Origin of the sequence: Bradyrhizobium sp. 482_C4_N1_8 (genome assembly GCF_052075965.1) — a bacterium.
Classification (GTDB): Bacteria; Pseudomonadota; Alphaproteobacteria; order Rhizobiales; family Xanthobacteraceae; genus Bradyrhizobium; species Bradyrhizobium barranii.
Genome location: NZ_CP197231.1, coordinates 247,948 through 261,491 on the forward strand (window position 1 = coordinate 247,948; position 13,544 = coordinate 261,491).

Genomic DNA, 13,544 nt, shown 5'->3' on the forward strand with positions numbered 1-13,544 from the left:
TCCCGACCCGCATCTGATCCTAGCTAAGGTCCCATGACAGACTTCTCTCCCCGCGAAATCGTCTCCGAACTCGACCGTTTCATCGTCGGCCAGGCCGATGCCAAGCGCGCGGTCTCGATCGCGCTGCGCAACCGCTGGCGCCGGCAGCAGCTCTCCGGCTCCTTGCGCGAAGAGGTACTCCCGAAGAACATCTTGATGATCGGCCCCACCGGCGTCGGCAAGACGGAGATCGCGCGACGGCTCGCCAAGCTCGCGAACGCGCCGTTCCTGAAGGTGGAAGCGACGAAATTCACCGAGGTCGGCTATGTCGGCCGCGACGTCGAGCAGATCGTGCGCGATCTCGTCGAGGTCGCGATCGCCCAGGTGCGTGAGCGCAAGCGCAAGGACGTGCAGGCACGCGCGCAGCTCGCCGCCGAGGAGCGCGTGCTCGACGCGCTGGTCGGCGCCAATTCCAGCCAGGCAACGCGCGAATCGTTCCGCAAGAAGCTGCGCGCTGGCGAGCTCAACGACAAGGAAATCGAGATCGAGACGCAGTCCTCGGGCGGCGGCATGCCGATGTTCGAGATCCCGGGCATGCCCGGCGCGCAGATGGGCGCGGTGTCGCTCGGCGACATCTTCGGCAAGCTGGGCGGGCGCAGCAAGACGCGGCGACTGACGGTGGAGAACTCGCACGAGATCCTCGTCAATGAGGAATCCGACAAGCTGCTGGATACCGACCAGCTCACGCTGGAGGCGATCAGCGCGGTCGAGAACAACGGCATCGTGTTCCTGGACGAGATCGACAAGATCTGCGCACGCGACGGCCGGGTCGGCGGCGACGTCTCGCGCGAGGGCGTGCAGCGTGACCTGTTGCCGCTGATCGAAGGCACCACGGTCTCGACCAAGCACGGCGCGGTGAAGACCGATCACATCCTGTTCATCGCGTCCGGCGCCTTCCACGTCGCGAAACCGTCCGACCTGTTGCCGGAATTGCAGGGCCGCCTGCCGATCCGCGTCGAACTGCAGGCACTGACCCGCGACGACATGCGGCGCATCCTGACCGAGCCCGAGGCCTCGCTGATCAAGCAATATATCGCGTTGCTGCAGACCGAGGGCGTGACGCTCGACATCACCGCCGACGCCATCGACGCCCTGGCCGACGTCGCGGTCGCCGTCAATTCCACCGTCGAGAACATCGGCGCGCGGCGGCTCCAGACGGTGATGGAACGGGTGCTGGACGAAATCTCCTTCACCGCCCCCGACCGCAGCGGCGAGACCGTCAAGGTCGATGCGGATTTCGTGCAGAAGCACGTCGGCGACCTCGCCAAGAACGCCGATCTGAGCCGGTTCATTTTGTAATTCGGCTGCGGCCACGCTATGGATGCCGCTGTCGTCCCTGCGAAAGCAGGGACCCATAACCACCAGCGGCTCTTGTTGAAACAGATGGCGACCACGATCCCGGCTCGAACGACTTCCTGTGGTTATGGGTCCCGGATCTGCGCTCGCTGTGCTCGCTTGTCGGGGACGACGGCGGAGGTAGATCGCGTCAGTTCGGGTGCGGCGTGATCGCCCAGATTCAGAAAAATCCCTGGCGTCTCCTGCTCGCGATCAACGCCGCGGTCATCGTCGGCGTGTTCGTCCACAAGATCCAGCTGCCGCCTTACGTCCCCTACATCCACCTCCTCGTCGACTATCATTTCGGCTTCATCAAGCGCGCGCTGATCGGGGCCATCGTCGCGCTGTTCACGGACAAGGTGCCGGTTTGGCTGGTGTTCGCGCTCGGCGGAGCGACGTGGCTGGTGACGCTGGGGCTGTACGCAAGGCTATTCCAGAAAACGTTCGGCTTCACCGCGAGAACGCTGCCGCTGTTCGTCTTCATCGCGGGCTCGCCGTTCTTTCTCAAGAACTTCATGCACACGCTCGGCCATTTCGACATCTATGGCTGCGCGCTGGCGATCATCCTGCTGCTGATGCCGGCGGGCTCGCTGCTGTTCGTCGCAATGGCCGCGCTGTTCTCGATCGTCCTCGTGCTGATCCACCACATTCATCTGCTGATGTATGTGCCGACGATCATCGCCATCGTCGTGATCAGGCACTACCTCGCCTACAGCGTCACCAAGACGAATGTCGCGTTTGGTTTGGTGGCATTGCTTGGCGTGAGCGCGCTGTTCTTCGCGGCGCAATTCCTGGGAACGATGCCGATCCCGGAAGCGGATTTCGTTGCCTACCTGAAGACCCGGATGGCTGATCCGGCGCGGACCGACCTGCTGCAATTCGCCTACATCTGGTACCAGCCGCTGGCGAAGGAGGTTTCGGATACCTGGGGCCGCCTGCCGCACAACATCCTCGGCGTGCCGGTGTTTGCCCTGCTGATCTGGCTGCACACGCCACTCTGGCGCTATTTTGCCGGCGTGATCGGCGCGCTCGCGAACGACCTGCACCGGCGCCTCGTCATCGCGGCGCTGATCGGCATCAGTCTCGCCTATCTCGTGATGTTCGCGATGGTGTTCGACTATTCGCGCTGGATCTCGAACTGGGCGGTCTGCCTGTTCCTGATCCTGCACGCGGTGAAGATGCTGCCGGCCAAGTACAATGCACCGCTGATCGCGTCGGAGGATCGGAAGACAAATATCTTCGGCCTGATCCTCACGCTGATCCCGCGCGTCGGAATCGTCCGGCCGTTCTAATACCTCGCCCGGCGTATCCGCACATAGAGCGCGCCCTCGCCGCCATGGCCGATATGCGCCTCCTCGAAGCCGACGACGAAGGCGCGGAATTCCGGCAGGCTCAGCCATTCCGGCACCTGGCGGCGGAGCACGCCGCTTTCGCCGCCGCTCCGTCCCTTGCCAGTGATGACGAGCACGAAGGTCAGGCCGTCATCATGGGCGCGGTGCAGGAAGCCGGTCAAGGCCCGGTGGGCGCGTATCTGGGTCATGCCGTGCAGATCGAGCCGCGCCTCGATCTCGCTGCGGCCGCGCGACAATTTTGTGCGCTCGCGCTTGCCCAGCGGTGCCAGCGGCGGCATGGCCGGCTTTGCCATGCGCACCGCCGGCGCGGCAGCGATCGGCCGTGGCGATGGCGCAGATCGCGTAGCCGGCGCTGCCGGTGAAGGCTCAGTGCGCGGCGGGGCGTGTGTCTTTGCCACGCGATGCTTCCGCAGCGGCTTGACCTGTTTTGCGACCGCATCCCACAGCGCGCGCTCCTCCTCGCTCAGCGCACGGCGGCGCGGCGAGGTACGAGGCTCCAGCACGGGCGGACGGGACGATCGCTTCATTGCTGCCGATGGGGACGATTCTTGACTGGCCGCCGCGGCTCCTGAACGGGCTCTATCACGGGACGCGGCACCGGCAACGGGACCGGATTGGCAACGGCGACGGTCTCACCCTTACCTTGCGCCACGGCTGCGGCCGGAGCCGCGGGCTTGGTCTGATCCTTGGGCGAATCCTTGGCAGGATCGGTCTGCGGAAACAGCCTTGCGATCTTCTCCGAGGGACGCGGGTCCGGCACCGGCAACTTCGCGGCGCGTACTGCGGGATCGAGGCCCTTCGGTACCAACATGACGAAGTGCATGGGATGGCGCAGCCGTCCCGAGACACGGCCGGCATCCGCGCCGGCGCCGAAATAGAGATCGGCGCGCGCGGGGCCGATGATGGCCGAGCCGGTGTCCTGCGCGATCATCAGCCGGTGGAACGGCGTCTTGGAGCGTTCGGAATCGATCGGCAGCTCGCCCTCGATGAAGAACGGCGTGCCGTAGACGTGCAGTGCCTTGTCGACCGCGATCGAACGGCCGGCGGTCAGCGGAATGCCCTGCGCACCCACCGCTTCTTCCTTGTCGGACAGATTGACCTCGCGGAAGAAGATGTAGGATCGGTTCTGGCGGCGCAGATCCTTGGCGCCATCGGGGTTCTGCGCCATCCACTCCCTGATCTTCTGCATCGACATCTCCTCCTTCGGAATGATGCCGCGCTCGATCAGGACACGGCCGACGGCCGTGTAGGGATAGCCGTTATAGGCGTCGTAATTCAGCCGGACCGTGCCGCCGTCGTCGAACTTGATCCGCGCCGAGCCCTGGATCTGGGCGAACAGCAGATCGGTCGGGTCCTTCAGCCAGGCGATCTCCAGCCCGCGGCCGGCGATCTTGCCGTCCTCGATCTCGCCGCGATCGTAATAGGGCACCAGCTTGCGGCGGCCGATCTTGCGGTAGACCGGGCCCTTGTTGGGCAAGCTGACCGAGTCCTGCTTGTAGCCGCGCACGAACAGGTTCGACGGGCGACGATAGACCGGCACGTTGAAGACGTCGGTCTGCGTCCGCGATCCCTCCAGCACCGGTTCGTAATAGCCGGTGACGAAACCGTCGGGCTCGCCGAGGCGCGAGATCCGCAGCGGTGCAAAATTCTCCTCGAAGAAGGTCCTGGCTTTGCCGTCGTCGGTGAGCTCGAGCGACTTGGCGGCCCTGCAGGGCTCGCTCAGCGAGCCGCCAAGCGCCTTCGGTTCGGCCGCACCGGTCTGCGCGTTGATCGTCCGGCAGCTCGCGCGGAACGTCTTGTAGGCGGCGAGATGGTCGTCGTCGCTCCAGCCTTTCACGTCCGTCCAGGTCAGCGGCAGATATTGCGCACCGGGGATTTCGAACGGCAAAGGGAGCTGCGGATAGGGCAAGGCGCGCGGCGGGGCGGCGGCAAGTGCCGGGAGATGATGGTGATGGCTGCGATAGTGACGCCGCGCCGCCTCGGCGCCGAGCGAAAACGACGACAGCACGACGGCACCTGCGCAAAGCGCCGTCGCGCTGTTCTTCAGGAAATTCTTAATTCGCGCTTCCGGTGCCAACCAGCTTCCAGTTTGGATCGCGAGAGGTGATATCGCGGGCGAAGGTCCAGATGTCGGTGATGTCGGCGACCGTGTCCGCACTACCGTCGACGATATTGCCGCTCTTGTCGCGGGTGGCCGAGATCATCTGCGAGACGAATCGTATGGTGAGCTGAGCCGTGCGGTCGCGCAGCTCGGCGCCGACGAGCTCGGCCTTGTCGATCGAGACGAAACGCGTCTCGGTCTTCTGCTCATACTTCTCGCGTTCCTTGATGGCGGCGTCGAAGCTATCATAGACCTCCGACGACAGCAGGTCGCGCAACGCGCGGCGGTCGCCATTGGCAAAGGCCAGCACGATCATCTCATAAGCGCCGCGGGCGCCCGAGATGAAATGGCGCGGGTCGAAGGTGGAATCCTTGTCGACGATGGCATCGAGACCCTGGGCGAGCGCGGTGCCCGGCTCGGTCAGGCCCTTCCAGCGGTCGGAGGGCGGAGCCGGCTCGGCGGTCGGCGCCAGCGGGGCCTGGTCGATCACCTTGCCCGGCATGGTCACGACGTTCTTGTCCTGGGCACCCCCCAGCGCATTGCGGGCGGCGGTGCGGTCGAACGGCGGCCGCTCGTTACCCGTCCGCTGTCCCAGCACGCTGCGCAGCCTCAGAAAGATGAAGACCGCCAGCGCCAGGAAGATGATGGTGTAGATGTCCACGTCGTATTCGCTTTCTGGTCTTCGCTGAAAGGGGCCGTCTCGGGTCGTCGCCGGGAAAATCAATCCGGCCAGTAGACCGTTCCATACGGGAACGGCAAGTCTACATCACCATTTTAGGTCCGCGCGTCTGGTCCTCGGGATGTAGGCACGAAATCTTGCCCGGCCAATGGCGCCTTTTGGCACAGCGCCGAGTGTAGCGCGTTTTATGCTTAAGGGGAAACCCGATCCTGCCCGGAAATCGCGCATCTTCAATCGTTTAACGCGCGATTTCGTCAGGAGGGCCGGGTGAACGTCACAATTGCGGGGGCGGCGCGGATACCCGATCCGGGGCCGTTCGTCCTTGTGGAGTGAGGCGGCCCTATGTTAGCCAACCGCCGCGAAATTCAGCCCAAATCGGGTAAGGAGAGACTCTCATGACCAACGGCAACGGCACCCCTCCCGAGGCGGCCCAGGCTGCCCAGCTCAACGTTCTGGCGCAGTATATCAAGGACCTTTCGTTCGAGAATCCGAACGCGCCGACCTCGCTCCAGCAGCAGGGCCAGCCGCCCCAGATCAACATCCAGATCAATGTCAGCGCCATCAATCTCAGCGAAACCGAGTTCGAGGTGACGCTGTCGGTCGAGGGCAAGGCCGAGACCGCCGGTAAGATCATGTTCTCGTTCGAGCTCGCCTATGCCGGCGTGTTCCGCATCACCAACGTGCCGAAGGAGAATTTGCATCCGCTGGTCATGATCGAGTGCCCGCGTCTGCTGTTCCCGTTCGCCCGCGAGATCATCGCGACCGCCGTGCGCGACGGCGGGTTCCCGCCCCTGATGCTGGATCCGGTCGACTTCGTCGGTCTCTATCGTCAGAACATGGAGCGGCAAATGGCCGCTCAGCAGACGAGCGGTCAGGCCTAAACAGCCGGAGGGGCGGCTGGAGCGGGCAGGAACTCGTTCCAGATCGCCTTGTCGCCGAGCGTTGCGATAAAGGCCCGATGGGCCTCGCGCTCGGCATCGGAAATCCGCGGCGCGAGCGGCACGGTCCGCTGCCGCCGCGGCACATCGCCAGCCGCATTGGCGCGAATGTCCTCGCCTTCCGAAGCGAGGAGCAATTGCGATTGCCGCGCCCCGACCAGATCGACATAAACTTCGGCCAAGAGTTCGGCGTCGAGCAGCGCGCCGTGCTTGGTGCGGTGTGAATTGTCGATCGAATAGCGCGAGCAGAGATCGTCGAGCCGGTTCGACACGCCCGGATGCTTGCGCCGCGCCAACAGCAGCGTATCGACCAGCCGCTCGCGCGGGATCGCGACGCGCTTGACCTTGTCGAGCTCGGCGTTGATGAAGCCGATGTCGAACGAAGCGTTGTGGATCACCAGCGGCGCATCGCCGATGAACTCCAGAAACGGGTCGACGACCTCGTGGAACAGCGGCTTGGTCGACAGGAACTCGGCCGACAGCCCGTGTACCGCAAAGGCTTCCGCCGGCATGTCCCGTTCGGGATTGATATAGACGTGATACGTCTGGCCCGTCGGCATACGGTTGAAAATCTCGACGCAGCCGATTTCGACCAACCGATCGCCGCGGAGCGGATCGAGGCCAGTGGTTTCGGTGTCGAGAACGATTTCACGCATGATCAAGAGGCCGTGTGAGGCAGCGAATCAGGCTCGCCGCTGCGGCATCTTAACGACCTCGGCCAGAATGTGCGTGATTTGGGCGCGCACGGGTTCAAGTCCGTGTGACGTATCCACTACGAAATCGGCCCGCTTGCGCTTCTCGGCATCCGGCGTCTGCTTGGCGATGATCGCGTCGAGCTTGGCCTCGTCCATCGTGCCGCGCTCCAGCACACGCTTGCGCTGGAGTTCCGGCGAGGTCGACACCACGACGACGGCGTCGACCCGCTTCTCGCCGCCGGTTTCGAACAGCAGCGGGATATCCAGGACCACGACGGGCGCCTTGGCTGCTTCCGCATCGGCGAAGAATTTTTGCCGGGAGGCGCCGAGCATCGGATGAACGATCTGTTCGAGCTGCTTGATCGCGGCCGGATCATGCACGACGCGCGCGGACAGTTTTGGGCGATCAACCTTGCCGTTCGAGGTGGTGCCGGGAAAGGCGGCCTCGATCGCGGGCGCGGCCTCGCCCTCGTAGAGCTGATGGACAGCGGCATCGGCGTCATAGACGGGAACGCCGGCCTCCGCGAACAATTTCGCGGTGGTGGATTTTCCCATCCCGATCGAGCCGGTCAGTCCAAGGATCCGCATCAGCAGGCAGCCGTTCCTGTCGTTCACACTGCAACTAGCCGTTCGCGCCGCAGGAACGCAAGCAACGGCAGCAGCGGCAGCCCGAGAATGGTGAAATGGTCACCCTCGATGCGCTCGAACAGATGGCTGCCGAGACCTTCGAGCTGATAGGCGCCGACACTGGTCGTCACCGCATCGCCGGCGGCGTCGAGATAGGCGGAAAGCTCCGTCTCGGTCATCGGCCGCATGGTCATGCGGGCCACCGAAACATCCTCGAAAACGATCTTGCCATCTCGCGCCACGGCCACCGCGGAATTCAGCGCGTGGCTTTTGCCGGCGAGGTCGAGCAATTGCGCCATCGCCTCTGCGCGGCCTGCAGGCTTGTTGAAGAGACGCTCGCCGAGAGCCAGGGTCTGGTCGGCACCGATCACATAGCTCCCCGGATGACCGGCCGAGACCGCCTTGGCCTTCTCACGCGCCAGCAGCAGGGCGATGTCATGCGGGCCTGAAAGTTTCGAGGCGGCCTGAATGCCGCGCTCGTCGATATCGGCCGCAATCGCCTTGAACTCCAGTCCGGCACTAGCCAGCAGCATCTTTCGCGCGCTGCTCTGCGAGGCCAGTATCAACGGAGTTTCGCCGCGCCAGAGAGACATCGCCGAAACTATCCCGTAGGCCGGTTGCGCTGGCGGTCACTGTAGAGCTTCATGATCGCCGCGGCGGTTTCCTCGATCGATCGCCGCGTGACGTCGAGCAGCGGCCAGTCGTGCTTGGCGCTCAGCTTGCGCGCGAACGCGACCTCGTCGGCGACCGCCTGCCTGTCGGTATAGGTGTCGCCGCTGGTATCGGCACCCATCGAGAGCAGGCGGTTCTGGCGCACCTGGATCAGGCGTTCCGGCGTCGCATGCAGGCTCACCACCAGCGGCCGCGTCAGGGTCTCCAATTGTGCCGGCACCGGAATGCCCGGAACCAATGGCACGTTGGCGGTGCGGATGCCGCGATTGGCTAGATAGATCGACGTCGGTGTCTTGGAGGTGCGTGAGACGCCGACGAGCACCACGTCGGCATCGTCGAGGCCTTCGACATGCTGGCCGTCGTCGTGGATCATCGTGTAGTTCAGCGCGTCGATGCGCTTGAAATATTCCGCATTGAGGACGTGCTGGGCGCCGACGCGGCCCGTGGTCGCGGCGCCGAGATAGGCTTCGAACAACTGCATCACCGGCCCGATGATCGACAGGCTCGGAACGTTGATCTGCTTGCACTTGTCCTCGAGCCGAGAGACCAGATCCTTCTCCAGCAGCGTGAACAGCACGATCCCCGGCGCCTCCTCGATCTCGTCGAGCACGCGATCGAGCTGCTTCTGGCTGCGCACCAGGGGATAGACATGCTCGACCGGGGTGACGTTGGCGTACTGCGCCGCGACGGCGCGCGCGACGGTGATCAGCGTCTCTCCGGTGGAGTCGGAGACCAGGTGGAGATGGAAATAATTGTTCGAGGTCGGCACAAAAGCCCTTTGTATGGAGGCGGTGTGGTTTGTGGATTTCTGTGGACCTTAACCCCTCGGAAAGGGTTGCGCGACACCAGGGGCGGGACAAGTGCCAATTTTCTTCACACCACTGCCCATCGGAACAAGTCCGGCGACCTGTTGAGAGGAAAACGGGATTGCGCGGACAACCCCCTTGATAAGCTGCCGACAGAAACGCGCAAGCCTTTGAAGCTGGCCGACTTATCGAAGGCCGCAGGAAGCATCAGGGATATGTTGATGGATGTGAACAAGCGCACGTGAACGTGCGGACGGAATTGTGTGAGTCCTATTCACGGTCACATAGACTCAAACCTTAAGAATCTAAGATTCTAGATTAGAGGAAGGCGCTACGGACGGATAAGTGTGTAGGGTGAGACCTTAACGAGTTCTTACTATCCCCAGCGTTCCCTGCGCTGGACAGAAAGCCGGGCGCAGAAAATGTTCGAAGACGTCTATCTCTGGATCAAGGCGCTGCACGTGATCGCCGTCATCTCCTGGATGGCGGGCATGCTGTATCTGCCGCGGCTGTTCGTTTATCACTCCGAGGCCGAGATCGGCTCGAAGCAGTCGGAAACGTTCAAAGTGATGGAACGCCGGCTGCTCAAGGCGATCATCAACCCCGCCATGATCGTCACATGGCTTGCCGGGCTCTATCTCGCCTGGTCCGGCCACTGGTTCTCTTTCGGCTGGCTGCACGTAAAACTGGCACTGGTCCTGGCGATGTCTGGGGTCCACGGCTTTTTTTCACGCTGGTGCAAGGATTTCGCCGCCGACCGGCGTCCGCGTAGCCAGAAATTCTATCGAATTATCAATGAGGTGCCGACTGCTCTGATGATTTTGATCGTCATCATGGTGATCGTGAAGCCGTTCTAGGCAAGGCTTGCGATGAATCGCTCAGCGCTTCGGCTTGCGGAGTGGAAAGCGATTTTCTATATTGGCGACATCCCACCCAACGCAGGCGGATGTGGTTTTGTCTGAGCTTTCCAGAGGCCGGACACCGCATCAGGTTTGAAGCCTCACCGGCGCTCTCCTTGCCAGACCTGCGGACCTTACCTTCTCGCGTCCGCATTTCAGAGCCTCCTCGCACCCCCTCCCAAGGTTACCCCACAGGACCACCCCAATGCGGGAAATTAAACTCCAGGACCTCAAGTCGAAGACGCCGGCCGAGCTTGTCTCGTTCGCGGAAGAGAATGGGGTCGAGAATGCCAGCACCATGCGCAAGCAGGAGCTGCTGTTCGCCATCCTCAAGCAGCTCGCGATTGCTGAAACCGACATCGTTGGCGAGGGCGTCGTCGAGGTGCTCTCCGACGGCTTCGGATTCCTCCGCTCGCCGGACGCCAATTATCTGCCGGGACCGGACGACATCTACGTTTCGCCCTCGCAGATCCGCCGCTTCGGTCTGCGCACCGGCGACACCATCGAAGGCCACATTCGCAGCCCGAAAGAGGGCGAGCGCTATTTCGCGCTGCTGAAGGTCAACACACTCAATTTCGAGGACCCGGAAAAGGCCAAGCACAAGGTCAATTTCGACAACCTCACGCCGCTGTTTCCGAATCAGCGCTTCCGCATGGAAATCGACGATCCGACGCGGAAAGACCTTTCTGCAAGGGTGATCGACATCGTCGCGCCGATCGGCAAGGGCCAGCGCGCGCTGATCGTCGCGCCGCCGCGCACGGGTAAAACCGTGCTGATGCAGAACATCGCGCATTCGATCGCGCACAATCACCCCGAATGCTATCTGATCGTGCTGCTGATCGACGAACGTCCGGAAGAAGTCACGGACATGCAGCGCTCGGTGAAGGGCGAGGTCGTTTCGTCGACCTTCGACGAGCCGGCGGTTCGTCACGTCCAGGTCGCCGAGATGGTGATCGAAAAAGCAAAACGTCTGGTCGAGCATGGCCGCGACGTCGTCATCCTGCTCGATTCGATCACGCGCCTGGGCCGCGCCTACAACACCGTGGTGCCGTCATCCGGCAAGGTCTTGACCGGTGGTGTCGACGCCAACGCGCTCCAGCGCCCGAAGCGCTTCTTTGGTGCCGCCCGCAATATCGAGGAGGGTGGTTCGCTGACGATCATTGCAACCGCGCTGGTCGATACTGGCAGCCGCATGGACGAAGTCATCTTCGAAGAGTTCAAGGGCACCGGTAACTCCGAACTGATCCTGGACCGCAAGGTCTCGGACAAGCGCACCTTCCCGGCGATCGACATCTCGCGCTCCGGCACCCGCAAGGAGGAGCTCATCACCGATCCGCAGGTGCTCAAGAAAATGTACGTGCTCCGCCGCATCCTGAACCCGATGGGCACCATGGATGGGATCGACTTCCTGCTCGACAAGCTGCGCTCGACCAAGAGCAATTCAGAGTTCTTCGACTCGATGAACACCTGAGTGCGATGCAGCATGAGATCAGAGGGCGCCTCCGGGCGCCCTTTTTCGTTTGTGCGGCTTTGCTGCGGAAGAAATGCAGCATGGCGATGGGACGAAAGGAAAATCGGATCTTCCGTAAGTTATTGATATATTTACATAATACTTGACGCTGCCTGACCATTTGGTGCTTGGGCGAGGCTGCCTCTGCAGCAAAATGCTGCGCTTTATGTTGCATCGCAATAGAGCCGTTGCTGCGGGCCAGAGCGCAGCAAAAGGGGGGGCGTCGGCATCGCGAGAACGGGCCGTTTGCCTTTTCCCCGCCAGCCGGACAAATAGGCCATGCATCCGCGAGACCAGACCATCTTTGCGCTGTCGTCCGGCCGTGCGCCCAGCGCGATCGCCGTGGTGCGCGTCTCGGGCCCGCAGGCCGGCCTCGCACTCACGACGCTGGCGGGGAAGCAGCCGGCGCCGAGACAGGCCAGCCGCCGGCTGCTCCGCGATGGCGCGGGCCAGGCGATCGACGACGCGGTCGTGCTCTGGTTTCCGGGGCCGGCCAGCGCGACCGGCGAGGACGTCGCCGAATTTCACGTCCATGGCGGCCGCGCGGTGCTCGCGGCGCTCCTCTCCGCGGTTTCCCTTATTCCGAATACGCGCGCGGCCGAGCCCGGCGAATTCACGCGGCGCGCCTTCGAGAACGGCAAGCTCGATCTCACGGAGGCCGAGGGTCTCGACGATCTCATCCATGCCGATACCGATCGTCAGCGCCGCCAGGCGCTGCGCCAGTTGCAGGGCCTGCTCGGCGATCGCGCGCGCGACTGGCGCGAGCGCATCATCGAGGCGTCGGCGCTGATCGAGGCCGGCATCGATTTTTCCGACGAGGGCGATGTGCCAGCCGAGTTGAGGGCGCCAGCGGTGAAAGCGATCAAAGCGCTGTATGACGAAATCACAGAAGTCCTTGCGGCACAGGGACATTCTGAACGCCTGCGCGACGGCCTGGTGGTCGCGATCGCCGGCGAGCCGAATGTCGGCAAGTCGACGCTGATCAATCAGCTCGCGCGCCGCGAGGTCGCGATCGTCTCGCCCTACGCCGGCACCACGCGCGACGTGATCGAGGTGCAGCTCGATCTCGACGGCTACCCGGTCACGGTGATCGACACGGCTGGCATCCGGGAGACCGACGATCCCGTGGAGCAGGAAGGCGTGCGCCGAGCGCGAGCCCGAGCCGAAGACGCCGACCTCGTGCTGTGGCTAGTCGAGGGTGGCCACGCCGTCGATCCGGGCGCGATGCAATCGCTGGTGAAGTCCGGCCCCGGGCGTGATCAATCGAGCGGCGCGGTCTGGATCGTCCGCAACAAGATCGATCTGGGCGAGGCGGGGGAGGTCGGGCCGCGCGGCGAGTTCGGGATCTCGGCGAGCCGGGGGGACGGCGTTCCCGACCTGATCGACGCTCTCGTGAAATTCGCCGCCGAGTTTTTCGGGACCACCGAGGGCGCATTGGTGACCCGGGCCCGCCAGCGAGATCTGTTGCGCCGGGCCTCAGACAGCTTGCGCCGGAGCCTGGAGCTTGTAGAAGACGGCGAAGAGCTTGCCGCCGAAGAGCTGCGCGCTGCGGCCTATGCCTTGGGTCGGCTGTTGGGCCGGGTCGACGTCGAGGACGTCCTCGGGGCCATCTTCCAGAAATTCTGCATCGGAAAATAGGACTAGTTCTTCATTGTAGAACTAGAGCTTGTTCCAGTCCTTGCGTTTCCCGTGAAACGGGGGCTCGTTTCGTAGCCCGGATGAAGCGAAGCGCAATCCGGGGACGGCTCCGCAGCCGGAACACCTTTCCCGGATTTCGCTGCGCTCCATCCAGGCTACAAGCTTGTCACGCTCCTTGCGTTTCACGTGAAACAGCGGCGGGGTCGGTTCCGGTCCGTTTCACGTGGACCACGTGCCTTGCAGGCTCCGGCCT

At 63.4% G+C, this 13,544-nt stretch carries 13 protein-coding genes; 6 read left to right on the forward strand and 7 right to left on the reverse strand.

What is annotated here, in order from left to right; genetic code table 11:
• The first annotated feature begins 33 nt into the window (after positions 1-33).
• Positions 34-1,338: an ATP-dependent protease ATPase subunit HslU gene (gene hslU, locus AB7Z56_RS01135; protein ID WP_063980271.1), complete on the forward strand. Its 1,305-nt coding sequence runs from the start codon at positions 34-36 to the stop codon at positions 1,336-1,338.
• Between the two features lie 203 nt (positions 1,339-1,541).
• Entirely contained in the window at positions 1,542-2,666 is a 1,125-nt protein-coding gene (locus AB7Z56_RS01140) for a hypothetical protein (protein WP_063980272.1), read from the forward strand.
• On the opposite strand, the gene AB7Z56_RS01145 is transcribed toward AB7Z56_RS01140, so the two are convergent.
• The 3 genes from AB7Z56_RS01145 to AB7Z56_RS01155 are packed head-to-tail and all read right to left on the reverse strand — an operon-like array spanning position 2,663 to position 5,488.
• Positions 2,663-3,253 (reverse strand): Smr/MutS family protein, encoded by a 591-nt coding sequence (locus tag AB7Z56_RS01145; protein ID WP_063980273.1) that lies wholly within the window; start codon positions 3,251-3,253, stop codon positions 2,663-2,665. The two genes, AB7Z56_RS01140 and AB7Z56_RS01145, sit on opposite strands and share 4 nt — an antisense overlap.
• On the reverse strand, positions 3,250-4,803 hold the full coding sequence (mltA, locus tag AB7Z56_RS01150) for a murein transglycosylase A (protein ID WP_063980274.1): 1,554 nt from the start codon (positions 4,801-4,803) through the stop codon (positions 3,250-3,252). The genes AB7Z56_RS01145 and mltA overlap by 4 nt, the downstream gene beginning before the upstream one ends.
• Positions 4,781-5,488 (reverse strand): Tim44/TimA family putative adaptor protein, encoded by a 708-nt coding sequence (locus AB7Z56_RS01155; RefSeq protein ID WP_063980275.1) that lies wholly within the window; start codon positions 5,486-5,488, stop codon positions 4,781-4,783. The genes mltA and AB7Z56_RS01155 overlap by 23 nt, the downstream gene beginning before the upstream one ends.
• A 413-nt stretch (positions 5,489-5,901) precedes the next feature.
• Here AB7Z56_RS01155 and secB point away from each other — a divergent pair, with 413 nt between their 5' ends.
• On the forward strand, positions 5,902-6,387 hold the full coding sequence (gene secB, locus AB7Z56_RS01160) for a protein-export chaperone SecB (protein ID WP_028150166.1): 486 nt from the start codon (positions 5,902-5,904) through the stop codon (positions 6,385-6,387).
• Here secB and dnaQ read toward each other — a convergent pair.
• From dnaQ to AB7Z56_RS01180, 4 genes are read right to left on the reverse strand one after another with little or no spacing between them, the layout of a single operon-like run.
• Positions 6,384-7,100, reverse strand: coding sequence for a DNA polymerase III subunit epsilon (dnaQ, locus tag AB7Z56_RS01165; protein WP_063985973.1), 717 nt, complete (start codon positions 7,098-7,100; stop codon positions 6,384-6,386). The genes secB and dnaQ overlap by 4 nt on opposite strands.
• A gap of 27 nt (positions 7,101-7,127) precedes the next feature.
• On the reverse strand, positions 7,128-7,727 hold the full coding sequence (gene coaE, locus AB7Z56_RS01170; RefSeq protein ID WP_063985974.1) for a dephospho-CoA kinase: 600 nt from the start codon (positions 7,725-7,727) through the stop codon (positions 7,128-7,130).
• A 23-nt stretch (positions 7,728-7,750) separates the two neighbouring features.
• The gene (locus AB7Z56_RS01175) at positions 7,751-8,359 is read right to left on the reverse strand and encodes a Maf family protein (protein WP_063980276.1); all 609 of its coding nucleotides are present in this window, start codon (positions 8,357-8,359) and stop codon (positions 7,751-7,753) included.
• A gap of 8 nt (positions 8,360-8,367) precedes the next feature.
• A complete protein-coding gene (locus tag AB7Z56_RS01180) occupies positions 8,368-9,207 on the reverse strand; it encodes a pyruvate, water dikinase regulatory protein (RefSeq protein WP_028150170.1) in 840 nt (279 codons plus the stop codon).
• A 459-nt stretch (positions 9,208-9,666) separates the two neighbouring features.
• Between AB7Z56_RS01180 and hemJ the strand changes: the two genes are divergently transcribed.
• The 3 genes from hemJ (at position 9,667) to mnmE (ending at position 13,291) form a co-directional block, all read left to right on the forward strand.
• Positions 9,667-10,101, forward strand: coding sequence for a protoporphyrinogen oxidase HemJ (hemJ, locus tag AB7Z56_RS01185; protein ID WP_028150172.1), 435 nt, complete (start codon positions 9,667-9,669; stop codon positions 10,099-10,101).
• A 247-nt stretch (positions 10,102-10,348) separates the two neighbouring features.
• Positions 10,349-11,614 (forward strand): transcription termination factor Rho, encoded by a 1,266-nt coding sequence (rho, locus tag AB7Z56_RS01190; protein WP_045004625.1) that lies wholly within the window; start codon positions 10,349-10,351, stop codon positions 11,612-11,614.
• 318 nt (positions 11,615-11,932) lie between these two features.
• Positions 11,933-13,291: a tRNA uridine-5-carboxymethylaminomethyl(34) synthesis GTPase MnmE gene (gene mnmE, locus AB7Z56_RS01195; RefSeq protein ID WP_063980279.1), complete on the forward strand. Its 1,359-nt coding sequence runs from the start codon at positions 11,933-11,935 to the stop codon at positions 13,289-13,291.
• Positions 13,292-13,544: the final 253 nt, after the last annotated feature.

Bases quoted from the DNA above. Each gene is read 5' to 3' on its own strand.
- rho (WP_045004625.1), top strand. From the start codon at position 10,349: ATGCGGGAAATTAAACTCCAGGACCTCAAGTCGAAGACGCCGGCCGAG.
- coaE (WP_063985974.1), bottom strand. From the start codon at position 7,727: ATGCGGATCCTTGGACTGACCGGCTCGATCGGGATGGGAAAATCCACC.
- hslU (WP_063980271.1), top strand. From the start codon at position 34: ATGACAGACTTCTCTCCCCGCGAAATCGTCTCCGAACTCGACCGTTTC.
- AB7Z56_RS01145 (WP_063980273.1), bottom strand. From the start codon at position 3,253: ATGAAGCGATCGTCCCGTCCGCCCGTGCTGGAGCCTCGTACCTCGCCG.
- AB7Z56_RS01175 (WP_063980276.1), bottom strand. From the start codon at position 8,359: ATGTCTCTCTGGCGCGGCGAAACTCCGTTGATACTGGCCTCGCAGAGC.
- secB (WP_028150166.1), top strand. From the start codon at position 5,902: ATGACCAACGGCAACGGCACCCCTCCCGAGGCGGCCCAGGCTGCCCAG.
- mnmE (WP_063980279.1), top strand. From the start codon at position 11,933: ATGCATCCGCGAGACCAGACCATCTTTGCGCTGTCGTCCGGCCGTGCG.
- hemJ (WP_028150172.1), top strand. From the start codon at position 9,667: ATGTTCGAAGACGTCTATCTCTGGATCAAGGCGCTGCACGTGATCGCC.
- dnaQ (WP_063985973.1), bottom strand. From the start codon at position 7,100: ATGCGTGAAATCGTTCTCGACACCGAAACCACTGGCCTCGATCCGCTC.